The following is a 25072-nucleotide window of genomic DNA, read 5'->3' as shown; positions in this document are numbered from 1 at the left end:
GCGGAGCGAAATTTAGCGAGCAGCACGCCAATTTCATCATAAATTTCGGCGGCGCAAGCTTTGAGGACGTAATGAGCCTGATAGATCTCGCTCGCGAGCGGGTTTTGCAGCGCTTCGGCGTCGCGCTTGAGCTAGAGGTTAAAATTTTATAGTTCAAGCGCAGGCTTCTCGGACCAAGACAGCAAGCAAGCGTGACGAGCGAGCCTCTGTGCACGGCGACGGCAAGGAGATAAAAGCTCGGCGTGCTTGCGGGCGGCTTTCGCCTAAGAGCGTTTATTGTGGCGGTCTATATTTTAACCCCTATCTTTTGGTATTGCTCGGGCGCTTGACCGAGCTTTTAAATTTTATCACTCTTTTGCTTTTGCAAGCAAATCGCCTACTTGATCGCTCGCATCTGCTAACGGCGTAAATTCACACTATTTTAGATAAAATTTTGATATAATTTCCCGCTTTAAAAGCTAAAATTTAAAGGAAACATATGAAATTTATTTCTCACAAAATTTTAAAAAGCGCAGTTTTGCTGGCGGCATTGGGATCTTTCGCGACTTGCGGTGCCGAGATGCAGCAGCCTAGCGGCTACGCTATAAGCGGTGCGGCGCTATCGGCGATAGAGGAGGACAATAGAGCAAAAGAAAATTATCTAGTCATTGACGTCAGAAGTGCGGAGGAATACGCTGCAGGCCACATAAAACACGCGATCAACATCCCGCTTGAGCAGCTTGAAAGCAGACTGGACGAGATAAACGCCTATAAGGATAAAAACGTCGTGCTTTATTGCAATACGGGTAACCGCAGCGGCAAGGCGCTTGATCTACTTAAACAAAAGGGTTTCAATGTGCTTATGAATGCGCCCGGCGTGAAGCAGTACGACTACGAGCTGTATAAGGTCGGCAGCATAAACGCGGAGGGGTTTTTGAAAATAGCAAATGAGCCGAACGTGCTGATCATCGACGCTAGGCAGAAGCAGGACTACGACGCGGGGCATATGAAAGGCGCGATAAATATTCCATACGGTGAGCCTGTGGATAACTACAAGGACGTGCTTGAGGCCAACAAAGACAAAAAGATAATCACGCACTGCTACAGCGGCAACCGCAGCGCCAAGCTCGCCAAGGCCTTAAATGAGCTAGGCTACAACGTTACAAATCTACTCGACGGAACGAAAGAGTATAATTACGAGCTGGTGAAATAAATCGAGATTGGCTCTTGAGGTAAAATTTTACGACCATTTTTTGTATTCGCCGCGTCTTTGTGATATGCAGCTTCGCGGCATCCGATAAGACAGATACCGCTAAATTTGAAATTATTTGCTCCGCCTGCTCATTTAGCGCCTACTTTGCATAAGATCTGCCTTCGATGCAGAGCATAAATTTTAAATTCTCCATACCGAGGCGGCAATAGCGTTTGAGAGTTTAGCTCTTTTTAGAGGAATTTTTAAAATTTAAATCATAAAGTTGTAGCAGAAAAGCAAGTATTTAGAGCTGAAAAAATAGAAATTTACAAGCTAGCGCGGGTTTTGTGGGACGCAAAATTAAAACGAGCTCTATAAAAGTTGCGTGAATTTTAAATGCAGACGAATCGATTAAAAATTTTACTTCCGAAAATGAAATTTCGCGCTAGTGGTGCGCGCGTTTTAAATAGCCTCACCAATTTCGATAAAATTTGCGCTTTAGGGGAGGCAAGTAAAATCAAGACCGAATTCTAAAAGCAAATTAAGCCCGCAACGTATATTTTTTTTAACTCCATCATTACAATGAACTGAATTTTACGCGGAAGTCAAACGCACGAATTAAATTCTGCACGAAATTTTATTCAACCAAGAATTCCTTCTTATCGATCGTGCCGTGATAGAAAATCCCGAGCGTATCATCAAAGGTCTTATCCAAAAATCCGTCTTTTTTTAGTCCTGCTAAAGATGTATTGATTAGCTCTAGCAGCGCATTATTGCCCTTCTGCACGGCGATTGCATTGTAAGTTTGCTTACCTAGACCATCCAAAGCAACCTGCGTTTTATTATCGATGATCGCGTATGCGTGCAGGATTAGGTTATCATCGACATGTACGGCGTTTTTCGCCCTCTTAAAAGCGCGGTAACATTTAGCCGAACTGACGCAAAAGTTTAAATTCTTTCTAAAGCCCGCTTTGCGCAAGAAATTGTGAATAGGAGAGTGTTTGATGACAAAAATCCTCTTTTTGCGCAGCTGATCGAAGCTCGTGACATTTTCGTCTTTTTTGGCTAGCACACCTACCTGCACCTTAAAATAAGGCTCCGAAAAATCTACTTTTTTCGCTCGCGCGGGCGTCGGAGTAAAGGTCGCAATCACCATATCCGCTTCATTGCGCTGTAAAGCGCTAATGCGTCTTGAAGCCGTGATCGGGATAAATTTTACCTTGCCAGGATTATCGCCGAAAATCTCCTTACCGAGCTTTTCGCCAAGAGCAATCTCAAATCCCCTATATTTGCCGTCTACGAGCGCACTAAACGGCGGCTGATCGTTATATACACCTATGCGAACGAGCCTATCTTTTTTGATCTGATCCAAAGAATTTGCAGATAGAAAACCAAGTAGCAGAGCCGCCAAAACAAATACTTTCATTTGCTCCCCTTTTAGTTGAAATAAGGCGCAATTATAATAAAAAGAAATTATAGCCAGCTAAAATTCTGCGATTTATGGCGCATTTTCATCTAAATTTATGAAAAGATGAAATTCGCGGAGAAATTCTATGTCCAATTTACAAACGAAATCTCATAAAAAACTTACACGAGCGAAATAAAAAGCTCTTTTAATTAAATTTTATAGACAAAATTTACGGATGAATTTCACGCTAGAAAACCTTAGCGAGATTTGCGATATTCTTAAAAGTAAACGGCGAAATTCTACGCAGATTTAGCGTCTAATTGCGAATTTAGCTAAGGGGCGAAATTTAGCTCCGCTGTTGCGCAGAAGCTCAAGCTCTTAAAACTTCGTAAAGACCAAGCCAAGATGAAACGTAGCGGCCGATAAGTTTAGATCGGCATTACGCGGATGTTTGGGCTAAGGTTTTCTTGCAAGACGTTTTCTATCGCATACAGCGTACCGCTCGCACCGCTGGCGCAGCCGCTACAAGCGCCTAAGTAGCGGATGTAGATATCGGTTTTGCCGTCGTCTGCAGGCCTAATGTCGATGACGTCGAGATTGCCGCCGTCCATCTGAAGCATCGGGCGGATATCCTCGTCAAGCACCCCTTCGACAGCCTTAAATTTACCGATTAAATTTAACTGCTCAAAGCTCATCTCGGCTCCCGCTTTCGCGCTAGTAGCGGCGCTCGCCTCGGCTTGAGCTTGAAGTCTCTCTCGCTCCATCTCCTCTCTGGTTTGCTTTAAAATATCGACCAGATAATAATCCTTCTCCTCGTGTCCGCCCGGGCGCACGCAGGATTTACAAAACGCGCCCGCTTTGGTGTATTGCGTGATCTCCTCGACAGTATGGAGGTCGTTTAGACGGATCACCTCTTTGATCGTGCCGAGGCTTACGCGCGCACAGTCGCACACGATGATCTCATCCTCGAAATGCGCAGGATCGATGCCCTTATAATTCGCTGCAGCCTGCTTGATGACGTCGTATGCCATGACCGAGCAGTGCATCTTTTGCGGCGGTACGGCAGGCTCATCGGGATTATCGCGCATCGCGTGCTCTACGTCTAAATTTGTAATCTTTACCGCTTGATCGACGGTCTTTCCGATACAAAGCTCAGCCATCGTGTCCGAACTCGCAATCGCCGTGCCGCAGCCGAAGCTTTTAAATTTAGCGTCTAAAATTCTATCGGTTTTAGGATCAATCAGCCAATATAGCCGCACCGCATCGCCGCAACTCTCGGCGCCGAAGTCCGCGACCACGAGCTTGCCGCCTCTAGCCTTTGCTTCCTCCTCGGTGATCTCGCCCATATAGCGAGGATTATTCATGCGGTCCTGCACTTTTTGCGAGTATTGCTCCCAGATCGAGCCGTTTATCAAACTATTTTTTGCCATTTTTTATCCTTTATTTTTCTCATAACCTTGTGGCGCGTAAGCAAACGTGCTTGAAATCCCGCGCAGACGAGCGATAGCTTTACCAATATGTTCGATCGCATAATCGATCTCCGCCTCCGTCGTAAAGCGCGACAGCGAAAGTCTTAGCGCCGTATGCGCCAGCTCCTTATCTGCGCCGATCGCTTCCATTATTGGGTTATTCTCGAGCGCCTCGCTCGCACATGCAGAACCCGTAGAAGCGGCTATGCCCGCTTTATTTAGATCCCACAGCATCGCCTCTCCCTCGACGCCTTGGATTGAGGCAAGAATGGTGTTTGGCACGCGAATGCTGCGGTCGCCCACGACGCTTACGTTTGGAATTTGTAAAAGCGCATCTTCCAGCTTATCGCGCAGTCTGCTTACCTGAGTGCGCTCAAAATCCATAAATTTATTCGCTAGCTCTAAAGCCTTACCGAGCCCCACGATGCCCGCGACGTTTAGCGTGCCGCTGCGGCGCCCGCCCATCTGCTCGCCGCCGTGAAGTAGGCTCGTAAGTGGCTTACTATCTTTTATGTAGAGTGCGCCGACGCCCTTTGGAGCGTGAAATTTATGCCCGGAAAGGCTCAAAAAATCCACATCCGCATCGCGCACGTTCACCTTTATCTTACCTATCGCTTGCACCGCGTCGGCATGATATAGCGCGCCATGCTCGTGTGCGATTTGTGCGATTTTTTTTACGGGGAAGATCGTGCCGGTTTCGTTATTTGCCCACATCACGCTAACGAGCGCAGTTTTGTCGTCAATCTTTTCGCTAAGCTCGTCAAGATCGATTAGTCCGTCTTTATCGACGCCCAGGCGAGTAATCTTTACGCCGCAAATTTTCTCTAAAAAAGCACAGGTCGCGCTGATTGCGGGGTGCTCGACGGAGCTTATGATGATATTATCCTTCTCGCCGGTTAGAATTTTATCGTAGTAAATTCCTTTTAAAACCCAGTTATTGCTCTCGGTCGCACAGCTCGTGATGACGATATCGTCCGCATCCGCAGCGCCAAGCCCCGCATAGAGCCTATCCATCGCAGTTCTTAGCGCGGGGTGGGTCTCGCTGCCGAAGCTGTGAAGGGAGTTTGGATTGCCGTATTTGTCGCAAAAAAACGGCTTCATCTCCTCAAAAACTTCGGGATCGACCATCGTAGTGGCGTTATTATCTAAATAAACGCGCTGCATAAAATTCCTTTCTAAAATTTGTCTGAAATTTAATCAGACAATTTCGCTCTTTTATCAATTTCGCACGATAATATAACATAATTGCTAAATTTTTCTTTAACGCTTGCAGTTTTAAAAACCGAAAGTTTTCGGAGAATTTATTAGATCGAAAAATTCCTTACGCGTGTCGTTTCGGCTAATAAAAAGCCCTCGCAGCGCCGACGTAGTCGTGGTCGAGTTGATCTTTTGCACGCCGCGCATCTCCATGCACATGTGTCGCGCCTGCAGCACTACGCCCACGCCGAGCGGATGGATCACCTCCTCGATGGCGCTTGCGATCTGCTCGGTAAGCTGCTCTTGGATCTGCAGCCTGCGCGCGAAAATATTTACCATGCGCGGAATTTTGCTAAGCCCCACGACCTTTTTATTCGGGATATACGCGACATGCGCGCGCCCGATGATAGGCAGCAGATGGTGCTCGCAGAGGCTATAAAATTCTATATCTTTTATCAAAACCATCTCGTTGTTGCTGCTCTCAAACAGCGCGTCGTTTAAAATTTCTTTTGGATCCAGCTCGTAGCCGCTAGTTAGAAACTCATAGGCTTTAGCCACGCGCTCAGGCGTCTTCGCAAGCCCGTCGCGCCTCGGATCCTCGCCTAAAATTTCAAGCATCTGCGACACACAGCTTTCAAATTTAGCTCGGCTTTTTTCGTCCATTTTTAGCAATTCCTTAAAGATCGATGCGCGATATTACTCAAAAACGCCTTTTATAACGCTGATAAATTTTAAAATTTCGCGCGAAATTTTATCAATCTCATTATGTTAATGATAATATATTTAAATTTAAGAAATTTTTGTTTAAAATCCGCCGTTTCGATAAGCTTTATCTACAAGGAGTTCGGTAATGAAATTTAAGATGAGTTTTGGCGCGGCTTTGGCGCTTTTTTCTTTTGCTTGCGCCGAACAAAACGCCGCAGCAAACTCCGCCTCGGGCGAAAACCTAGGCGATATCGAGGTCGTAGAATGGGCGAATAACGACGACGGCTACCGTGCCGTACGTAGCGAGATCGGCAAGACGACTAAGAGAATTTTAGAAATTCCGCAAACCGTAAATGTTGTAACGCAGCAGCATCTAAAGGACAAAAAGCCAGAAACTCTAGCGGAATCGCTGCAAAACGTAAGCGGCATAAGCTATGCAAATACGACGGGAAATATTTTCGATGCGATCATCAAGCGCGGCTTCGGCGAGGGTCGCGACGGCTCGATTATGCGCAACGGCGTGCCGGGCGCCGTAATGCACAACTACAATAAAACTATTCAATCCGTCGAGGTTCTAAAAGGGCCCGCGAGCATGCTCTACGGCGCGCAGCAACCGGGCGGCGTCATAAACATGGTAACCAAAAAGCCGCAGTATGAGTTTATAAATGAAATTTGGGGTGGGCTGGGCAATCGCAACTATTGGGACGCGGGATTTGATACTACAGGGCCGATCGCAGATAGCGGCTTTGCGTATAGATTTATATTCGATTACTACGCGAAGGATTATTGGCGAAATTTCGGCGGTATAAAAAACACGCTCTTTGCGCCGTCGCTTGCGTATCAAGGAGATGATTATTCGATAAACTTAGGCTACACCCATAGCCGCTCTACCGATCCGGTGGATCGCGGCGCGTTTTTAGTGCCGAGTACGGGTAAAATTTACGGCAGCGGCAAAGTCCGCTTCGACGAGCCGGTAAATAAACTACAAAGCAAGCTAGATACGGTTGATTTCGGCTTTGAGAAAGAATTTAACGAGGATTGGATATTAAAAGGCGCCTATGCTTTCTCGCGTAGCAAGCACGAATACGGCTACGTCCGTCCGAACAATCCATTCACGCCCCAAGGCCTTACCGGCACGACGCGATCGTATAACTACTACGATAATTTCATACACCGCACGCACGCAGCAAGCATCACGCTAAACGGCAAATTTGAAACGGGCCCGCTTAAGCACGACGTCCTTTTCGGCACGGATTACAAAAATTACTACAGATACCGCCCGGGCGCGCTAAAAGGCACCGCTGGACGCATCAATATGCTTACCGGACAGACCGCTTCGGGCGCCGTCTTAACGAACAATAGAGAGCCAAAAATACAATATCAAAAGCTAAGAACGATCGGGCTTTACACGCAAGATAATATAAATTTAACCGACGAGTTAATACTTTCTTTGGGCGTGCGTAGGGAATTTTACGATCAAGTAGCCAAACAAAGCTGGCAAGGACCGAACAACACCGATCAGAAAAAGGCCACTACGACCTATCAGGGCGGGCTTTTGTATCTGTTAAGCCCGCAGTGGTCGGTATATACTAACTACGCGCAAAGCTTCACGCCGCAGATGTCCATAGGCGAGGCGATAGGCGGCGATCTAAAGCCGGAGGAAGGCAAATCCGTAGAGCTCGGCACTAAATTTCAAAACGATCGCGTCACTGCGGGTGCGGCGGTGTTTAATATCGATAAAAGGAACATCCTGCGGACGGTAAATAATATAAGCGAGACGATCGGCAAGGCTCGCTCGCGAGGATTTGAGATCGATATAAACGGGCGCGTGACGCAGGGACTTAGCATGTCGGCGAGCTATGCATATACCAAAACGAGAGTGCGTGAGGACGACGGCGCTTTTGCGGTGCTAATTGGCAAACCGCTGGAAGCGACGCCGAAGCACCAAGCAAGCCTATTTGCCAACTACGATTTCGCGCATCTAGGCACAAAGGGGCTTAGGCTGGGCGGCGGCGCGCGATATTTCGGCTCGTGGTACACCTATTATATGCGCACGAACCTACCGAGCGTGCCCGCAGGAACGGCGTTTAAGCTGCCTCACGCCGTAATTTATGACGCCTTCGTGAGCTACGATACTAAAATTTCGGGCTATGATACGAATTTTTCGTTTAACGTCAAAAATTTGACCGACAAAAAATACTATACCTCATCCTCGACCGGCACGACCACGAGTGTGATACCTATTCAAATGGGCTACGCGCGGCAGTTTATATTTAACGTATCGGTAAAATTTTAACCTCAAGCCCGCTTTAAATTTTAAGGCAGGCTTTTAAAATTTTAAAATTTTGATAAATACAAACCGCTTAGGCTCGGCAAATTTTAGGAATTTATACTTTAAATAAGAAATTTTTTGATATATTACCAACTATTTTTAAATTTTCTAAAGGAATTTTATGGAAGTAAAAGCAAAAATGAAAGACGCCGCGAATGCGGTAGCTGCGAGCAAGATCGAAGCAAAGCAGATCGCGGCAAAAGTAGAAGAGCTAGCCAAAAAGGCCTCCAAGCAGCTAAGAATCGATGGATTCAGACAGGGCAAAGTGCCTACCGCGGTGGTTTTGAAGCGATACAGCAAGCAGCTTGAGGGCGATGCAAAGCAGGAACTTCTTAAAGATATGATCGATGAGTCTCTTAAAATTTTAAAGAAAAAACAGGAAGAAATTTTATCCGAGCCGGTCTTTTCTAAATTTGATGAAAAAAACGGCGATATCGACGTGCAGATCGAAATTTCTTTCAGACCAGAAGTTAGCGTAGAAGGGTACGAGGAGCTGATCCCGAAATTTAGCAGCCCGCGCGTTACCCAAAAAGAGATCGACGAGAAAGTAGCGGAATTTTTGCAGATGATCGCTCCACTTTCTAAGACCAACAAAAAAATTCTAGCCAAAGACGATTTTGCGAAATTCGACTTCGAAGGCTTCGTGGACGGCAAGCCATTCGACGGCGGCAAGGCCGAGGATTACGTCCTTCAGATCGGCTCAAATCAATTTATCCCTGGCTTTGAAGACGGAATGATCGGACTTAGAGTGGGCGAAGAGCGCGACGTGGCGGTTAAATTTCCGCAAGATTACGGCGCGAAAAGCTTAGCCGGCAAGGACGCGATTTTTAAAGTCAAGCTTCACGAAATTCAGGCTAAAAAACCTGCCAAAGAGCTCGGCGAGGAGGAGCTAAAGCAAGCACTTCCGGGCGAGAAAGAGCCAAGCAAGGAGAAATTTGAAGCGCGCATCAAAGAGCGCATCAAAAACGATAAGCTTCAAAAGCTGATAAATGAGGATCTAAAGCCTAAATTTGCCGACGCGCTCGCCGAGAAATTTAACTTCGCGCTTCCAAAAGCGATCGTCGAGCAGGAGATTAATTTGCAATTTAACAACGCCTGGAGCGGCTTTTCAAAAGAGCAGATCGAGGAATTTAAAAACAACAAAGACGCCCTGGATAAAAAGCGCGAAGAGTTTAGAAAGGCTGCCGAAAACAGCGTCAAACTTACATTTTTAATCGACGAGCTAGCCAAAAAGCGCAAGATCGACGTGAGCGATCAGGAGCTCGTCCAAGCGGTCTATATGGAAGCCTACACCTACGGCGCCGATCCGAAGGAGCATCTAAATAGATACCGCAACAACGGCATGCTGCCGGCCGTTAAAATGGCACTTATAGAGGAGAAGCTATTTAACGATATTTTCTCAAAGCAGGGCAAAAAAGAAGAGAAGGGCGAATAGATGGTGATTCCTTACGTTATCGAACAAACTAGTCGCGGAGAGCGCAGCTACGACATCTACTCGAGGCTGCTAAAAGACCGTATCGTAATGCTTAGCGGTGAGATCGACGACACAGTGGCAAGCTCGATCGTCGCGCAGCTTCTGTTTTTGGAGGCGGAGGATCCGGATAAGGATATCTATCTATACATCAACTCCCCTGGCGGCGTGGTTACGAGCGGATTTAGCATTTATGACACGATGAATTACATCAAACCCGACGTAAGCACGATCTGCATCGGTCAAGCGGCGTCGATGGGAGCGTTTTTGCTAAGCTGCGGCGCAAAAGGCAAACGCTACGCGCTTCCAAACTCGCGCATAATGATCCACCAGCCCCTAGGCGGCGCGCAGGGTCAAGCTACCGACATCGAAATCCAAGCTAAAGAAATTTTACGAATGAAAGAAATTTTAAACAATATCCTTTCGCAAAATTCCGGCAAAGATCTCGCGCAGGTCGAAAAGGACACCGATCGCGACTTTTTCATGAGCGCCGAGGATGCCGTGCAATACGGCTTGATCGATCAAGTACTTCAAAAGAGCTTTAAATAGATGATCCTGGACGTCCTTACTTATCCGAATAAAAAGCTTTATCAAAGATCGACCGAGGTCGTGAAATTCGACGCGGCGCTGGGCAAGCTTTTGGACGATATGTATGAGACGATGATCGCAAAAAACGGCATAGGCCTTGCTGCCATCCAGGTAGGAAGGCCCGTGCGCGCTTTGATCATAAATTTAGCCAATGAGGAAAAAATCCAAGACAAAAAAGACCTCATCGAGATCATCAATCCGCAAATTTTAAAAAAGGAAGGCGAGGTCGTATTTCAGGAGGGCTGCCTGTCGGTGCCCGGCTTTTATGAGGACGTCACACGCGCCGAGTTTATTACGGTGCAGTTTCAAGACCGCGCCGGCAATACCCACGAAATGGACGCTAGCGAGCTGCTAGCCGTCTGTATCCAGCACGAGATGGATCACCTTGACGGGCATCTTTTCATCGAGCGTATCGGATACAATAAACGCAAAAAATTTGATAAAGAATTCAAAAAAAGCCTAAAAGAAAAATCGAAATGAAATCCCTAAAATGCGCTGCCTTCACGGATGCTCTGATCCCCGTAGAGGTTGAGTCGACATTCGTGCGGGGGCTGCCGGGATTTAATATCGTAGGCCTTGCGGGAGCTACGATAAAAGAGAGCGAAAGCCGCGTAAAAGCCGCTCTTGTGAGCTTAAATTTTAAATTTCCCGCATCCAAAATCATCATAAATCTCTCCCCCTCCGATACGCCCAAAAACGGCTCGCACTTCGATCTTGCGATCGCGCTTCTAATCGCGCTGCAAAAAGAGCGCATCGACGGCGATTTCTTCGTATTCGGCGAGCTCGGTTTAGACGGCAGCTTAAAGAGCACGGCGAGCCTCTTTTCGATCCTACTTTTTTTAAGCACGAAGGTGAAGCGCGCTAAAATTTTAGTGCCGCAAAGTATCGCTCTAAAGGCCTGCACGATCCCAAACTACGACGTTTATGCAGTAGATAGCCTAAGCGACGCGGTCAGATTTTTTTTAGACGAGGAGTTCGCCGCAAGCAGGCTAATACGAGAAACCCATCCGCTTTTTAAAAATGTCGTGGAGATTGACGGGCAAGCTTACGTTCCCAACCGCGATTTTTCGCTCGATTTCAAAGACGTCAAAGGGCAAAAGCGCGCCAAGCGCGCGAGCCTGATCGCCGCGTGTGGCATGCACAATATCCTCTTTGAGGGCAGCCCGGGCTGCGGCAAAAGTATGTGCGCAAAGCGGATAGCCAGAATTCTACCGCCGCAGAGCCTGAGCGAAGTGCTGCTCTCGTGCGCCTACGAGTCGCTAAATAACAAAGACGTCGATTTTAGCGCGCTGCGCCCCTTCCGCTCGCCGCACCACACCAGCACGCGCAGCTCGATTTTCGGCGGCGGCAGTAGCGGCGCAAAGATCGGCGAGGTCGCGCTCGCAAACGGCGGCGAGCTGTTTTTCGACGAGCTGCCGCACTTCGGCAAGCAAATTTTAGAGAGCCTGCGCGAGCCGCTGGAGGATAATAGAATTTTGATTTCGCGCGTAAATTCCAAGGTCGAATACCAAACGAAATTTATCTTCGTCGCGGCGCAAAACCCCTGCCCGTGCGGAAATCTGTTCTCCAAAAACCTCACCTGCACCTGCTCGCTAAACGATATCAGGCGCTACAAAAACACGATCTCTGCGCCGCTGCTCGATCGCATCGACATATACGTAGCGATGGATGATACCGGCGCGGACGACAGAAGCGACGTTTGCAGCGAGAAGATGGCAGATGCGGTGCTGCGGGCGTTTCGCGCGCAAAAGGCTCGCGGACAGAGCGAGCTAAACGCAAAGCTGCGCGACGAGGATACCGAAAAATTTTGCATCTGTGAAAGCGCTGCGCGAGAGGTTTTGCAAACCGCGATCACCCGCTACGATCTTTCGCAGCGCGGCGTAAATAAGACGCTAAAGCTCGCGCGCACTATCGCCGATCTAGCAGGCGCCGAAATCATCGCCAAGGCGCATATTTTGGAGGCTCTTAGCTTTCGCATAAGGAGCGAAATTTGAAAAAAATTTTCTTTAGCACCGAGGAACTCGACGCGCGGGCTAGCGCAAAATTTGGACTTAGCGAGCAAATTTTAATGGAAAACGCCGCAGGCAGGATCGAGCGCGAGATCAGAAAGCGGCTCAAAAAGGGTTCGCACATTTTGGCGCTTTGCGGCGGCGGAAATAACGGCGCGGACGCGATGGCGGCGCTGCGAAAGCTAAGCGGCGATTTTAGCTGCACGGCGCTTTGCGTGCTTCAAAACAGAAGCGCGACGGGTAAATTTCAAACGGAAGCGGCGCGGACTGCGGGCGTTAGGCTTATCAACATCGCAAGCGCAAAAAATGCTTGCAAGCACGCAGACAGCGCATCTAGCAAGGATGCTTGTGCGCATGAAAGCGCAGAGGGGTCCTCTTTAAAGGGCGCCGGCTCTTGTGATGACAAGCCCGATAACGAGCGCGAAAGCCTAAGCAGCACGGACATTTCAGGCGGCGACGATAAATTAAGCGAGAAATTTACGAGCGCTAAATTTGAGATCGCGGGGCACGGCGACGAATGCAGCAATCTAGGCAACGATTGCAGCGAACTGAGCGTTCTGCGCGATGAGATTATAAACGCAGACTGCATAATCGACGGGATTTTTGGCAGCGGTTTAAACAAACCGATAAGCGCTGAAATTTGTGAAATTTTATCTCTCGCAAATAGCGCAAAATCGCTAAAAATCGCAGTTGATATCCCAAGCGGCATCGATAAGCTCGGGCGCATTTTAGGCGGTGCATTTTGCGCGGATCTGACGATCACGATGGGCGCGTTAAAGCTCGCGCTGTTTTCGGACGGCGCGAAGGATTATGTAGGGCGGATCAAGGTCGCAAATCTTGGAATTTCGCGCTCAAATTTTGAAAGGGGGAGCGAATATTTTCTGCTTCAAAAAAGCGATCTGAAGCTGCCGCTGCGCAGGAAGCAAAACACCAACAAGGGCGACTTCGGGCACACCTACGTCGTAAGCGGGCAGATGAGCGGAGCGGCGCAGATGGCGGCTCTGGCGGCTCACGCGATCGGCAGCGGACTCGTTAGCGTCGTTAGTGAGGGGCCGTTAAATCTAAGCCCGATTTTGATGCAAAAAAGCTCATTCGATGCCGCGCGGGTCGTAGTCTGCGGCTGCGGCCTCGGGGAGCGGAAGGTCGATCTTGCCGCGCTGCGGGACAAAAGCTGCGTCATCGACGCCGATCTGTGCTACAAGCGTGAAATTTTAAGCCTGCTAAACGCCAATTCAAATTTAATCCTAACACCCCATCCGAAGGAGTTTTGCTCGCTTTTAAGGATCGTGGGCATCGCAGATCTTAGCGTGAGCGAGCTGCAAGAGCGGCGCTTCGAGCTTGCGCAGGCGTGGAGCGATAAATTTAGCGGCGTGCTCGTGCTAAAGGGTGCAAATACGCTCATCGCGCAAGAGGGCATCATCTACGTCTGCGACAATGGCAGTGCCGCGCTCGCAAAGGGCGGCAGCGGCGACGTACTCGCAGGGCTCATCGGCGGGCTGCTCGCGCAAGGCTACTCGCCTCTGCAAGCCTCAATCTGCGGCGTCCTAGCCCACGCACTCGCCGCGCGCGCCTTCGCCAAAAACTCCTACGCGCTAAATCCGCTCGATCTCATCGAGGAGGTAAAATGGTTGTGAAAAAGCTCGCCGTGCTTTTTAGCGGCAGCGGCTCAAATTTGGAGGCGATCCTGCAGAAGCTGCACGGTAAGGTTTTTGGCGAAACCAAGATCGAAGTCGTGCTAACGCTAAGCAACAAAGCGGATGCGGGAGGCATAGCAAAGGCGGCAAAATTCGGGCTTCAAAGCGTGATCCTAAATCACAAAGACTTCGCTAGCCGCGAGGAATTCGACGCCGCGCTCGTGCGCGAGATCGAAAAAAGTGGCGCGGAGCTTACGGTGCTTGCGGGCTTTATGCGGATTCTCACGCCCGTTTTTACGAGGCAGATTCGCGCGATAAATTTGCACCCGTCGCTGCTGCCGCTTTTTAAGGGCGCGCACGCGATAGAGCAGAGCTTTGAGAGCGATATGAAGGTGGGCGGCGTGAGCGTGCACTGGGTTAGCGAGGAGCTTGACGGCGGCGCGATCATCGCTCAGCGCGCGTTTGAAAAGAGTGCGGGCATGAGCTTTGAGGCTTACGAGGCCAAAATCCACGAGATCGAGCATGAGCTATTGCCGCAGGTGATTGTAGAAATTTTGTGCCAAAGCTAAATTTTACGCTAAATTTAAAGAGCGAAGTTCCGCGGAATTTTGTAAATTTAAAGCTTAGTTCTTTAAATTTAGGGGCGGGTTCGAGGCTAAATTTTAAAATTTGCTTCGATAAATTTAGAAAGAGAAAGATGACCGCAAACGAACTGGAAAAACTAAGACTCGGCATCCTGGAGGAGGCAGAGCAGCGCAAAGGCACGGCGTTTTCGATAATAGTACTAGCGGTGCTAGCCTCGGCGCTGTGGCTATTTTTCAATTTTAGAGATCAAGAAGCAGCAGTAGGCCTCTGCTGGATCATAGTGGTATTTAGCTGCGGCAGCATCTCTTTTAGAGTAGTGAATAAAGATGCAAATATAGTGCGCGTATTTATCTTTTGCACCTTGCTGTGGATGCTTGCCAAAGGCGTAGAAATGTGCGAGAATGATACCTTGCGCTTCGTCATCGCACTCGTAACCATCTGCCTTTCTTTGTTTAATATCGCAGATGCCGTGCTGGAGCGGATCAAATACAACAGATCCAAAAAATTCGTCCGGGCCTTTAAACACCAATATATCGCGCCCTATATCGCAAGCCTAGGCTACCGCTATGAAATTTCAGGCTCGTTTCGACCGGCGTATCTGCGCGCTAGCGGCCTATTTGTGGACGGCATAAGCTATTTTGATTGCGAAGATAAAATTTCCGGCGTTTATGACGGAGTATTTTTCAGCTTTGCGGATGTTTGCGTGACTCATACTGACGAACGACGTAGCAGCAGGGGGATCTTTTTCTACGCGGAATTTAAAAAGCGCGTAAACTCGGTGGCGGTGATCCTGCCTTCGCTTAGCGCGAGGCCAATACTCGGCGGACTTAAAAAGATCGCGATGGACGATAGCGAGTTTAGCTCCGCATTTAGCGTATATAGTGCCGACGCCGTGTCTGCAATGTACGCCCTCACACCCGCCTTTATGCGGCGCTTGCTTCGCTTTAGAAGCGGTGCCGGCGGATCGATCAGATTAAGCTTTTCGGATAGAAATGTCTATATTTTCATCCGCACGGGATACGATAGCTTCGAGCCTAGCGTAGATCGCAGCGTACTTAGTTTCGATCCCGCCGCGTCTATCAAGCACGAGCTTTTATTCTTTCTATCCATAGTAAAAAGTCTAAAATTAAACGAAAATATCTGGCAAGATTAAATTAAAGCTCTGATTTAAGGTATAGATCGCTGCAAAATTTTAGGCTTTCGCTTTAAATTTACGAGCTACTACGCCGCAACCGCTGCAACAAAATTCCGTCTGAAATTCCACGGCGCATTTAAGCTATGGAATTTATAGGATTGTTGTAGCGACGCAAATTTTACGACATAGGATTTAGAGCTTTTAGCTATTTTTGCCTAGCATATTGTGACAAAATCAGCGATCTATTTTAGCTCTAAAAGCCGTTTAACATCGCCCTTGCTTAAATACGGCGCAAATATATGCTGTGGCTGCGAGCCACTTAGCTTTACCAGCATATCGCCTGCGCCTAGAAGTTTTTCAGCTCCGCTTTCGTCCAAGGCAATCTGAGAGGCTTTGGCATTTTGCACTTTTAAAGCGATTCGTAAATCAAAATTTGCGCGCAATTCTTGCTTAAAAATATTTGCATTGGGCGTTTGGGTCGCTATGATTAGATGGATGTCCGCAGCACGAGCCTTTTGTGCCAAGATCACGATACTATCTTGAAGCATCTTAATCTGACCGAAAGCATCAGCAACTTCATCGAAAACCACAACTATACTTGGCATCGGAGTAGAAAGTTCAGCGTTTTTGCTGACACCTTCTTTGGCTAGAACACTATAACGTCTATCCATTTCCTTAATGACAGCATCAATCACGGCTTGTGTATGAGATATATCCTTGACTACTCCGCCAAGCTCGCTTAAACTTCTTAGTTTATCGTAAATACCAAACTCAGCTCCATTTTTAGGATCTATGAGTACAAAGCGTATATTTTGATTTAACATTGCTAGCGACGTAATGAGCGTATGTAAAAGCATGGACTTGCCGCTACCGCTAGTACCACCGATAAGCAAGTGCTGTGATAAATCAAAGAAAAATGCCTCATTTTTGATATTGCGACCGCAATAAGCAGGCAAAGCGTAGCTTTTTATATAGCTAGATATATCGAAACCAAAATCATCTGCATCAAATTTTTTCCACTGACTTTTAGGTCTAGGCAAATATAAATTTAAGCTCATCTGTTCACCCGCGTATTGTGTTGAAGCATCGGAGTAAAGACCAAATTTTACCTTGTAGTCATCAACTTCGTTTTCAACCCGAGCATAGTCTTTCATATCTTTAAAGCGGATTTTAAATACGTCGTGACGCAATGCATGGTCACTAGATAGAATTTCTGCTTTTATACCGGCGGAAGTAAAATATTCTCGTATCTTATCCTCATCTAACCTTTCAGAAATTGATTCTTCTGCAGGTATAATTTTTGGCTCTATTGTAACGCTAAATTCATCAATCAGGAATTGATAAAAGTCATCCTTGCTTTTGTAGAGATTATTTAGCTCGTAAAGTCCACGATGGATATATTTTTCGATAACACTAATAAAAATTGCATCGTCGCTAAAATCTAAATTCTCGCTCTTATGCCTTAGCATAAAAGCTGCACGTAAAATATCTGTATAGTCTTTAGATTCTTTGCCGCTGCCAGTTACTTGGGACATATTATATTCTCCACCCCCACTAGAAAATCCATCGTATAGGATGAAATTAGCATAACATGGATTATCTAAACTTTTATATTCTAATCGAAAGGATTTGTTGATTGCCATCCTCAAAATTACATATTTAGGCACATCTACGGCGAGAGAATTTTTTATAATATTGGCAATGAAATTCTCTTCGCCGACTTTGGTATAAATTTTTCCTAGCATTATTCCCTCCTTAGTTTTATGCTTGCACTATCTCGTGAATCTTTATCATTAGTGATGTCGTAAATCCCTGCGATTTTACCACTTGCAAATTCCAGCTCTCTTTGGCTGAATTCAGTATCTGTAGGTAACACGATAACTTGATTGGACGCATTTGCATAATAGTTTTGAATGACATTCTTACGGTTAGAGGCATCTAGTCTGGCTAGCGGAGTATCAATAATAAGAGGCAAGCATCTATCGCTTAACTTAGATAACGCCCAAAATATGCTAATCGCAGCAATTTGTTTCTGACCTGCACTCTGGCTTCGTACAGCAATAGCTTCTCCGCTTGCATCGATAAATTTCACGATGAAGTTATCGATCTTAATGTCCGCTACGTTGTCCTCAGCAATTATATGCTTATAATTAGACAAAATTTTATCTTTTAGTCTCTCTCCGGTTCTTACTATGCGTACCGATTTGTAGGTGATAATCTGAGTCTTAATCTCCGATAGCAAATTCAACTTCTTTTTAATACGCAAGTCGCGGGCCGCTTTATCTTTTAACGCAGCAATTTCTATTTCTAGCTCGCCTATATGCTTTTCAGAATTGGTTTTTTGTTCGATATTTTTTCTTAGGTTCTCGCTCGCTTCCAACTTTTCTACCTCTAACGCCTCGATCTCCTCGTTTAGTTTAGCCAATTCCGTATCAACCGATGAATCTGAAATGAGATCATCCAGATTGCGTGAGATACGAGAGATATCAAACTTAGCATTTTTAGCGTCTCTTACGGCATCTAAAAGTTTAACAGAATTTTCTTTAGCAGCACTATAAACGATAGGAATGGTGCTTTTATTAATTCCTTTAAATTCTCCGTCATTATTTTTGATAAATTCTAAAAATGCATCACGTAAATATGTATTTAAATCTATCGCGTCGCATTTAAACCCTATTTTTTCACGCAATAAGTAATCTGCGCTAAATTTGGCTAACTTAGTAAGGCTTTCTTTATTGAACCCGCTAGTATCACTACTCTTTTCTATCCTAGATAAAAGTTCCAAGAAGAATTCGTCCAATCCTGCGAATAAAATTTCACCACCGAATTCCGCAATACTTTGCTTGGCTCTTTGCAGGTTAGCCATAGCAGCATCTTTAGCATTTTGCAGACCCTCGCTTTCTTTAGAATTGCTCCTTATCTTACCCTCCAATTCTTTCTTTTTAGCAGTTATAGCGGCAGATTTATCGCTCACTTGAGCTTCGTAAAATTTTATATTTATTTTAGCATTTTGAAAGCGCTCTTCCTCGCTTTTTTGTCGGCCCTCGCATAAGTCTAGATCAGATTTAATTTTACTTGCCATATTACTTTGTGAGATTAGTTCTCTTTCCGCCTTATTGATCTGATCCGATAATCTATCTAATACGGCAATATTCAACATGCTTTGAATTTTATCTTTTAGCTCGGTGCTGACCTCGTCTGCCATCGCCTCGATCTCTTCGCCGTCGAATACAAAAAAACTGTAAAAAATTTAACGGTAGAATTCTCTCGATCTCCTCGCGAGCTTGATTGTTTTCCAGCCGCTCGCCATCTTGTATAAAAATTAACTTTTCGCATAGATCAGGAAATCTACTCCACTCTCTCCTAATGATTATCTCGCGTTCATCTTCATCAAGCGCTAACTCAATATAGAATTTATTCTCGTCGTTGCTAAGCGCACGACGGTTAAAAGCGCCTCGCCATCCGTTTTCGCTATTTTGACCTAGCAGTAGGACCCTAGGTGTAAAAACACCTCTACTACGTGTGCCAGTAAAATTTAATACGACCTCCGGTACATTTTCGCCTACATCTAGCATTCCGCTTCCTGCAAAAAGTAATTTCACGCTTCTTATAAAGCTAGTCTTGCCGAATCCATTCCTTCCGAAAAGTAAATATATAGGCTTGCCTTGTGACAAGGTAAATTCTACATTCTGTTCACCATAATAAGCGAAAAGATTACAAATCGTAATGCGTTTATAAAATATCATCACTATCTCCTAGCTTCGCCGTTTCATCATCAATATTTTTCATAATGATCTCGTAAATTTCGTTATCCTTGATACCTTCTTTTCGCACTATTTCTGAGATAATGCGCTTCGCCGCCTCTCCACCCTTACTTGTCGTATCGATTAAATCAACATCCTCTAATATGGGCGTTGAAATTTCAATATTTTGCATTCTGTCAAACTCCTTTGATATTGTAATACACGAGCTTTCGCTATCGAATTCTTTTTCCCAAATCTTAGCGATCATTCCTAGTTGTTCGTCACTAATTAGCTCACTGCCGCCGCACGCCTTAAATTCTGCTTCGGCGCGCAAAAGCCTTCTTAGAATTTCTTTTCGTGCCGAAGACGTAAAAGGCCCTGGACGAAAACTACCATCTTTTTTAAAATCGCACCTCATTGAACGATTTTCCCTAGCCTTCTTTATAAAATTCCTAAATTCATTTAATACCGCCAGCGAGCTCTCACCGCTTTTTATGAAGCCTTGCATAGATTTATCTTCGTTTATCAGCGTACATACCCAACATCCAAAGCGGCTTCCACCGCAGCTACTTTGCGACTTATCGATTATAAACTGACATTCATCGCCACTAGCCTGCGAATAAAGCGAAAATAACTTAGCGTGACTAATGCCCCAAGGTGGCGGATTTTGCGTAGTAAGATAGCTCCAAACATCCTCTGTAAGCCACTCGGTGATCGGCGAATAAATTAGTACATTCTCGTAGTCATCATGCTTACTAAATCCATCCTCGCTAACAGTGCGCTTTTCTATACTTCGACGACGATTCATACTTTCACTTTTTCGTACGCCTAGCGTCATTATTGCACTTCCATGCTTTTCTACGATATTTTTTACAATTGATTTCATAGGATTTATTTTTAGACGTTCTGTACACCATCGAAATATACGCGTAGGACTTGGATAACCTTTACCAATAAGATTTACCCAGAATTCATTTTGCGGCGATGGATGAGCAACTATTATTTCAAAAGGAAGTCCGCGCATCTTGGCGTCTAAATTTATCGCCTTTACAATATTTTTAAAATAAACGGCTACATTAGGAGCTTCTACTAAAGTATCTGAAAGTATCGCATAAGTAGGATTTAACTCATCTTTAGGCAGCTTGGTTATCATTTCATACATTAACTGCAAAACACAGGTAGAATCCTTACCGCCGCTAAAAGTAACAATCCACGCACGTTTATATTTTTTATAACGTGCTAAAATCTGTGCTCTTGTATCGTTTAAAAGCGCAATAAATCTATCATCACTAGAGGTAAATTGCACGCCGCTTTCTTTGGCCTCAATTAAATTGCCGTCGTAAAATTTTACTAACGGATTATCTATTTGCTTTGCTAAATTTTGCGCGCGAGTCGAACTAAAGCAACAAAGAATATACTGAGCCTTTGGATTTCGCTCTATAAAATCTAAAATTTCATCTTTAGTGGTTAGGTTTACAGAATTTGCATATGATCTGCCAGATAAGCACTTCGCGACCTGATATCTATAATAGCGCTATTTTTAAGAGAGGCTAGAGAGGAAACCGACGAGATTCTAGATCTTACGTTGCTTTTAAGAATGCTTGATCTGGACACAGCCATCTTCTTTTTTGTACTTTCGTAAATTATAATATCCGCAGCGTAAAATTTTACTGAAACCCCAAAAAATTTATACAACAACTCCATGTAATCATATGAAACAATAGCAGCACTTGCTTTTAAAAATTTAGCCACATGGAAATTTTTTGCTAAATTTTACTTCTAGCTTAGAAATTTATACCTGTATAAAATTTACTTTGAATAGCATATTTGACCTCTCATCGCTACTGCTTGCGATGCACGATCTTTATATGAGATTGCGACGAGGCTTTATGCGTTTTAAATTTCATCAAACATTCTAAAATTTTACCGCTTCGTGGTGCGTGAACAGACTCAGGGTAAATTTTGTTGCACCCTTAGCGCGACAACGCGCGTCTTTCCTACTTACTTAATATATCAAGAGCCGCCTTTAATTGCTCTTTAAAGATTTCTCTCAGATCTTTTGGCTCTAAAATTTCTATATCGGGAAGCCACCTTTTTATGAACGGCAATATCTCCATATCTTGAGTGAAATTTATGCTAAAAGTAACGCTGCCGTCGCCCAACTTCTTTTTAAATTTTTGAGTCGGGAAAAACGGCTTCATGCCTTCCATAAAATATATGGCAACTTTCGGCGATGCCTTTAATAGCGCCATTCGCGATGGCTCCGACGGCAAGCTCATAGCATTTTGTATTTTGTCAAAATGCTTTTTATATTTTTCTATAACATTTTTTTGATAATTTTTCGAGCTTTTGCTAAGCGATACGATAAAAGCCACCCTTAAAAGTCTAAAATTTCCATTGGCATCTTCGATAGCCAAATACCAATTACCGTCTGTAAAAACTATTTTCAAGCACTTTACGTCGATTAAATTCTCCATTTCACCGATATATTTATACTTAATATCTCGGTATTCTCTATTCATAACGGCATTGCGAAGTTCGCTTAAGTACCTCTTACTAGGCTCGTCTTGCAATATCTCCAAAGGATTGGTTCTGAATAAAAATATGCCTGAATTCTCTTTTAATTGTGCAGATACCTTCTCTTTTTCATTTTTATCTAAATCATTAAATAAGCTAGGATCGTTTTCGTTTAATAAGCTAATTAGCCAGTCTAGATCATCATTATATCTTAAAAGGCGTTTTAAAACGTCAATTATATCTTTGTTTTTGTCATATACTCTTAATACTTTTACCGGTCTCTTGCCATGTCCTATGAGCTTGCTTTCTACCCTAAAAGCATTTGGAAATAGCTTCTCGATTTCGCCCATATACCTTCTAAGCGTTCTTTCCTTAATATGAAACTCATCTAAAAGCCGTGTATCAAAAGGACAAATTTCTTGTTTTACAACTAATTTTTTTAAAATTTCAAAAATAACTAGCGTTTTATTATCTGCATTTGATGACATTATAACTCCTCATATTCTCTAAATCTTGCATGTTTAAATTCTCGTTTAATCACGACTTTGCCGTTTTCTACCTGCTCACTTACGATGCGGTTAGTAGTCGCATACACGGCTATCAGATCCATATTTTTAGCAAACCTTATCATATTATAAGTCGCTCCGAAATCACCCTGTACCAGCAATACGTCGCCTGCTTTTGCTTGCGATCTAAGTTTATCCTTATAGACCTCAACAAATTTTATTATGCTTTTTTCAGACGGATCGATATCACTCCAGCTCGCATCGGCTATATTTATGAATTTATCAACATTTAAATTCTTCCTCGCGTCTTCTTCTTGCTCCCGCGTCAAGGCGTGATTCATTAGCATAAAGAGGATTTTCATATTTTATTCCCCAATATGTTTTGCTGTATGCAAAATGAATTATATTTATCTAATAACTTTAATAGCTCCCGCTTTGAGTCTTCTATCTTTTCTCTAGCATTACCATGAGCTAGATTATTTCTTAGTTTTTCTGCATCTTTTATGAAATCGCCAAAATTACTAAGAGCTTTTATACTTTTTAGTTTCTTTTGTATACTAGTGTACGCCATGCCGCCATCTTCTGTTAAATATACCTCACCCCTTAACTTCATCCGTTTTACAAAAGTCCTAGACTCATGTGTCAAATCATAAGCATTGAATTCTTTACTTTTCTTAAAGTTGTTTATATGCGTTTTTATATCGTCGCCAAAGCACTCGAAACTCTCTGCACAATAATATCCGATAGCCTCAAATAGTAAAGTTATAGCATTTAACAAATAGCCTTTAGGGGTTAGAATTCTAGACATCTTGTAAAATTTTGTAGAATCTTTTTCTACGCCTATTCTCTGGAGTTCCATAATGTGTTGCCGTATATCCTCAAGGCTACTTTTAAATGTCTCTATTTGCTCGTTTTTTAAAATAAAATCTATATTATTTAAAATTTTGCTAATATCATTGTTAAGAGCTTTTAGTGAATTTGATAATATGTGATTTGATATAGTTGAAAGTTGACTTGCCAAATCACGAAAATTCTTATTTTTAAACTTAGATACCAAGGCTACCGTATAGTTGTGATTAAAGCTCTCTAGCACGTATGACATATTCGCAAGCTCTAAATACTCTTTTAAATCGATTATCTCATAATTTTTATACGGCACTTTCTCTTTCGCAAAAAATATATGTTTGATTTTATTCGTATTATTTAGACTTTGAGAAATAAGCGAAATGGTAGCCAAAATAGGAATATGCCTAAATCCGTGGGATAGATCAATTATATATTCTTCATTGCCGGATGTTGCATCATTTATGATGCGTAAAATTTTATAAAAGTCCTTTTCGTCATCTATAAAATTTCTATCATCAAAAATTTCATTGTACTCAGCATGAAATTCTTCCATCAAAACCTTAGTTTGAGCTTCTTTAGCCAGTTTCGTAAAGATAGGCACTACATTTTGCGCACCAAAATTATCTATTAAGAGCGAAAACATATTTATATATCGTTCTCTTTTTAAAGAAAATGAGCCTTTAAGCTTATCGTCATATCTATAAATAGGAATTCCAAATTTTTCATTTTTCGCAATTCTGCCTAAAATCGTTACAACCTTCATCTTTTACTCCTCGTTTTGTATATAAGTTAAATCATAATGCCTAACGGTATAATCGCTCGTAGAAACGTATTGCAAGTGCCTATCGTTCGGTATCGCAAACATCGCTCCGGCTATGCTTACCGCTTTTTGCCCACCAGTAACGTCAAATACGACGTCGTCCTCCATAAAGCCCTCTTGCTTAAGCTGGTTATATACGCTCTCTAAAAATTTATAGACGCTTTTATTAGCATCTTCAAAATTCTTTATATATCGCATATTTACCATATCCGCAAGCTCCTTGCCAAAGAGATTTTGCACGCATTTTAAAAATTTATCTCTATCGCCGTGGGATTTTTCAGAACAAGCGACTATAATCTTTTTAAGCCTTTGTTTGTGGTAATCTATCGCTTTTAGTGGCATCCTATAATTATTTCTTCCATACTCATCGATAGTTTTAAATTTTAAAATTTCTTCCATTTCACTATTATTTTTACTTAAAAATAGCACCAAAACTTTAGCCCTCTTAGGCATATCATTTATATCTATATCGACATTCGGAATGCTTTTGGGAATTATCCGTTTGATTTCACAAAAAATTAATAGGGAGCCCAAAATTTGAACCAGCATAGTGCCGTCTTTGGCGCTCCATTCTAAAATTTCACCACCGAAAATTTTATCTAGTAGCGATGACATTCCATCCGGCAACCAAGCGAAAAATAGCAATACGCCGACTATAATAATAAATGCTTTGCGCTCCAAAAGGGAGCTTCCCAAAAGAGAGGCAACTATTTTTTGTAAATTTCTTTTTTCATAATGCGTCATTTCTCAAATTCCTTAAGCATTGCCATTATCTTTAATGTATCTTGATAGTCTCTATCTTTTTCGGGCTTCTTTTGTTTTGTTTGCTCTTTCCAGCTTCCAGTGGCGTAAATATACTCTTGTATACCCTGGATACTTGCGCCGTATAGGTATTTAGCCATCTCGCCCCCTTCGTGTTATATTTTTGAAATTTTA

General features: G+C 44.0%; 23 protein-coding genes and 1 pseudogene. 11 read left to right on the top strand and 13 right to left on the bottom strand.

From position 1 onward, the window contains the following. The 3 genes and pseudogenes from murB to Q0238_RS05370 all read left to right on the top strand — a co-directional run. A pseudogene (gene murB / locus Q0238_RS05380) lies at positions 1-152 on the top strand (UDP-N-acetylmuramate dehydrogenase); the annotation flags it as partial. Between the two features lie 56 nt (positions 153-208). Further along, complete coding sequence (locus Q0238_RS05375; protein ID WP_297943671.1) at positions 209-409, top strand: hypothetical protein; 201 nt, start codon at positions 209-211, stop codon at positions 407-409. 69 nt (positions 410-478) lie between these two features. Continuing rightward, entirely contained in the window at positions 479-1192 is a 714-nt protein-coding gene (locus tag Q0238_RS05370) for a rhodanese-like domain-containing protein (protein ID WP_297943669.1), read from the top strand. Between the two features lie 616 nt (positions 1193-1808). On the opposite strand, the gene Q0238_RS05365 is transcribed toward Q0238_RS05370, so the two are convergent. The 4 genes from Q0238_RS05365 to folE all read right to left on the bottom strand — a co-directional run bounded on the left by Q0238_RS05365 (position 1809) and on the right by folE (position 5908). Continuing rightward, on the bottom strand, positions 1809-2597 hold the full coding sequence (locus Q0238_RS05365; RefSeq protein ID WP_297943666.1) for a transporter substrate-binding domain-containing protein: 789 nt from the start codon (positions 2595-2597) through the stop codon (positions 1809-1811). A gap of 410 nt (positions 2598-3007) precedes the next feature. Next, entirely contained in the window at positions 3008-4009 is a 1002-nt protein-coding gene (locus Q0238_RS05360; RefSeq protein ID WP_297943662.1) for an iron-sulfur cluster assembly scaffold protein, read from the bottom strand. A gap of 3 nt (positions 4010-4012) precedes the next feature. Beyond that, positions 4013-5212 carry a NifS family cysteine desulfurase gene (locus Q0238_RS05355; protein WP_297943659.1) on the bottom strand — a complete coding sequence of 400 codons (1200 nt, stop codon included), beginning with the start codon at positions 5210-5212 and terminating at the stop codon, positions 4013-4015. 111 nt (positions 5213-5323) lie between these two features. Then, positions 5324-5908, bottom strand: a complete 585-nt coding sequence (folE, locus tag Q0238_RS05350) for a GTP cyclohydrolase I FolE (RefSeq protein WP_297943658.1) — start codon at positions 5906-5908, stop codon at positions 5324-5326. 187 nt (positions 5909-6095) lie between these two features. Between folE and Q0238_RS05345 the strand changes: the two genes are divergently transcribed. The 8 genes from Q0238_RS05345 (at position 6096) to Q0238_RS05310 (ending at position 15722) form a co-directional block, all read left to right on the top strand. Then, a complete protein-coding gene (locus Q0238_RS05345; protein ID WP_297943655.1) occupies positions 6096-8246 on the top strand; it encodes a TonB-dependent siderophore receptor in 2151 nt (716 codons plus the stop codon). Between the two features lie 157 nt (positions 8247-8403). Beyond that, positions 8404-9717, top strand: a complete 1314-nt coding sequence (gene tig / locus Q0238_RS05340; protein ID WP_297943652.1) for a trigger factor — start codon at positions 8404-8406, stop codon at positions 9715-9717. Next, positions 9718-10302, top strand: a complete 585-nt coding sequence (gene clpP, locus Q0238_RS05335; protein ID WP_297943649.1) for an ATP-dependent Clp endopeptidase proteolytic subunit ClpP — start codon at positions 9718-9720, stop codon at positions 10300-10302. It abuts the gene before it with no gap. Further along, positions 10303-10821 (top strand): peptide deformylase, encoded by a 519-nt coding sequence (gene def / locus Q0238_RS05330; protein WP_297943646.1) that lies wholly within the window; start codon positions 10303-10305, stop codon positions 10819-10821. Beyond that, positions 10818-12335 (top strand): YifB family Mg chelatase-like AAA ATPase, encoded by a 1518-nt coding sequence (locus tag Q0238_RS05325; protein ID WP_297943643.1) that lies wholly within the window; start codon positions 10818-10820, stop codon positions 12333-12335. Before def ends, Q0238_RS05325 begins: the two co-directional genes overlap by 4 nt. Continuing rightward, a complete protein-coding gene (locus Q0238_RS05320; RefSeq protein WP_297943640.1) occupies positions 12332-13984 on the top strand; it encodes an NAD(P)H-hydrate dehydratase in 1653 nt (550 codons plus the stop codon). Before Q0238_RS05325 ends, Q0238_RS05320 begins: the two co-directional genes overlap by 4 nt. After that, positions 13975-14553, top strand: coding sequence for a phosphoribosylglycinamide formyltransferase (gene purN, locus Q0238_RS05315; RefSeq protein ID WP_297943637.1), 579 nt, complete (start codon positions 13975-13977; stop codon positions 14551-14553). Before Q0238_RS05320 ends, purN begins: the two co-directional genes overlap by 10 nt. Then, the gene (locus tag Q0238_RS05310; RefSeq protein WP_297943634.1) at positions 14541-15722 is read left to right on the top strand and encodes a DUF3137 domain-containing protein; all 1182 of its coding nucleotides are present in this window, start codon (positions 14541-14543) and stop codon (positions 15720-15722) included. The genes purN and Q0238_RS05310 overlap by 13 nt, the downstream gene beginning before the upstream one ends. A 224-nt stretch (positions 15723-15946) precedes the next feature. Here the strand turns inward: Q0238_RS05310 and Q0238_RS05305 are convergent, their stop codons facing one another. From Q0238_RS05305 to Q0238_RS05265, 9 genes are all read right to left on the bottom strand, one after another. Then, positions 15947-17449 (bottom strand): FtsK/SpoIIIE domain-containing protein, encoded by a 1503-nt coding sequence (locus Q0238_RS05305; RefSeq protein ID WP_297943632.1) that lies wholly within the window; start codon positions 17447-17449, stop codon positions 15947-15949. Further along, positions 17449-18909, bottom strand: coding sequence for a hypothetical protein (locus Q0238_RS05300; RefSeq protein ID WP_297943629.1), 1461 nt, complete (start codon positions 18907-18909; stop codon positions 17449-17451). Before Q0238_RS05300 ends, Q0238_RS05305 begins: the two co-directional genes overlap by 1 nt. After that, positions 18875-19450: an AAA family ATPase gene (locus tag Q0238_RS05295; protein ID WP_297943626.1), complete on the bottom strand. Its 576-nt coding sequence runs from the start codon at positions 19448-19450 to the stop codon at positions 18875-18877. The genes Q0238_RS05300 and Q0238_RS05295 overlap by 35 nt, the downstream gene beginning before the upstream one ends. Continuing rightward, complete coding sequence (dndC, locus tag Q0238_RS05290; protein WP_297943623.1) at positions 19437-20753, bottom strand: DNA phosphorothioation system sulfurtransferase DndC; 1317 nt, start codon at positions 20751-20753, stop codon at positions 19437-19439. The genes Q0238_RS05295 and dndC overlap by 14 nt, the downstream gene beginning before the upstream one ends. A 691-nt stretch (positions 20754-21444) precedes the next feature. Then, on the bottom strand, positions 21445-22452 hold the full coding sequence (locus Q0238_RS05285) for a WYL domain-containing protein (RefSeq protein WP_297943620.1): 1008 nt from the start codon (positions 22450-22452) through the stop codon (positions 21445-21447). Further along, positions 22452-22832, bottom strand: a complete 381-nt coding sequence (gene csx20 / locus Q0238_RS05280) for a CRISPR-associated protein Csx20 (RefSeq protein WP_297943617.1) — start codon at positions 22830-22832, stop codon at positions 22452-22454. Before csx20 ends, Q0238_RS05285 begins: the two co-directional genes overlap by 1 nt. Next, positions 22829-24079: a TM1812 family CRISPR-associated protein gene (locus Q0238_RS05275; RefSeq protein WP_297943613.1), complete on the bottom strand. Its 1251-nt coding sequence runs from the start codon at positions 24077-24079 to the stop codon at positions 22829-22831. Before Q0238_RS05275 ends, csx20 begins: the two co-directional genes overlap by 4 nt. A 3-nt stretch (positions 24080-24082) precedes the next feature. Then, entirely contained in the window at positions 24083-24880 is a 798-nt protein-coding gene (locus Q0238_RS05270) for a hypothetical protein (protein WP_297943610.1), read from the bottom strand. Further along, positions 24877-25038, bottom strand: coding sequence for a hypothetical protein (locus Q0238_RS05265; RefSeq protein ID WP_297943607.1), 162 nt, complete (start codon positions 25036-25038; stop codon positions 24877-24879). The genes Q0238_RS05270 and Q0238_RS05265 overlap by 4 nt, the downstream gene beginning before the upstream one ends. Between the last annotated feature and the right edge of the window lie 34 nt (positions 25039-25072).

Source organism: uncultured Campylobacter sp., from assembly GCF_938045775.1.
In the GTDB taxonomy this organism is placed as follows: domain Bacteria; phylum Campylobacterota; class Campylobacteria; order Campylobacterales; family Campylobacteraceae; genus Campylobacter_B.
This window is presented reverse-complemented; position numbering and strand designations above follow the sequence as displayed.

Coding starts and splice junctions, on each gene's coding strand:
- Q0238_RS05370 (WP_297943669.1), top strand. CDS start 479: ATGAAATTTATTTCTCACAAAATTTTAAAAAGCGCAGTTTTGCTGGCG.
- Q0238_RS05365 (WP_297943666.1), bottom strand. CDS start 2,597: ATGAAAGTATTTGTTTTGGCGGCTCTGCTACTTGGTTTTCTATCTGCA.
- Q0238_RS05360 (WP_297943662.1), bottom strand. CDS start 4,009: ATGGCAAAAAATAGTTTGATAAACGGCTCGATCTGGGAGCAATACTCG.
- Q0238_RS05355 (WP_297943659.1), bottom strand. CDS start 5,212: ATGCAGCGCGTTTATTTAGATAATAACGCCACTACGATGGTCGATCCC.
- folE (WP_297943658.1), bottom strand. CDS start 5,908: ATGGACGAAAAAAGCCGAGCTAAATTTGAAAGCTGTGTGTCGCAGATG.
- Q0238_RS05345 (WP_297943655.1), top strand. CDS start 6,096: ATGAAATTTAAGATGAGTTTTGGCGCGGCTTTGGCGCTTTTTTCTTTT.
- tig (WP_297943652.1), top strand. CDS start 8,404: ATGGAAGTAAAAGCAAAAATGAAAGACGCCGCGAATGCGGTAGCTGCG.
- clpP (WP_297943649.1), top strand. CDS start 9,718: ATGGTGATTCCTTACGTTATCGAACAAACTAGTCGCGGAGAGCGCAGC.
- def (WP_297943646.1), top strand. CDS start 10,303: ATGATCCTGGACGTCCTTACTTATCCGAATAAAAAGCTTTATCAAAGA.
- Q0238_RS05325 (WP_297943643.1), top strand. CDS start 10,818: ATGAAATCCCTAAAATGCGCTGCCTTCACGGATGCTCTGATCCCCGTA.
- purN (WP_297943637.1), top strand. CDS start 13,975: ATGGTTGTGAAAAAGCTCGCCGTGCTTTTTAGCGGCAGCGGCTCAAAT.
- Q0238_RS05305 (WP_297943632.1), bottom strand. CDS start 17,449: ATGCTAGGAAAAATTTATACCAAAGTCGGCGAAGAGAATTTCATTGCC.
- Q0238_RS05300 (WP_297943629.1), bottom strand. CDS start 18,909: ATGGCAGACGAGGTCAGCACCGAGCTAAAAGATAAAATTCAAAGCATG.
- Q0238_RS05295 (WP_297943626.1), bottom strand. CDS start 19,450: ATGATATTTTATAAACGCATTACGATTTGTAATCTTTTCGCTTATTAT.
- Q0238_RS05285 (WP_297943620.1), bottom strand. CDS start 22,452: ATGTCATCAAATGCAGATAATAAAACGCTAGTTATTTTTGAAATTTTA.
- csx20 (WP_297943617.1), bottom strand. CDS start 22,832: ATGAAAATCCTCTTTATGCTAATGAATCACGCCTTGACGCGGGAGCAA.
- Q0238_RS05275 (WP_297943613.1), bottom strand. CDS start 24,079: ATGAAGGTTGTAACGATTTTAGGCAGAATTGCGAAAAATGAAAAATTT.
- Q0238_RS05270 (WP_297943610.1), bottom strand. CDS start 24,880: ATGACGCATTATGAAAAAAGAAATTTACAAAAAATAGTTGCCTCTCTT.
- Q0238_RS05265 (WP_297943607.1), bottom strand. CDS start 25,038: ATGGCTAAATACCTATACGGCGCAAGTATCCAGGGTATACAAGAGTAT.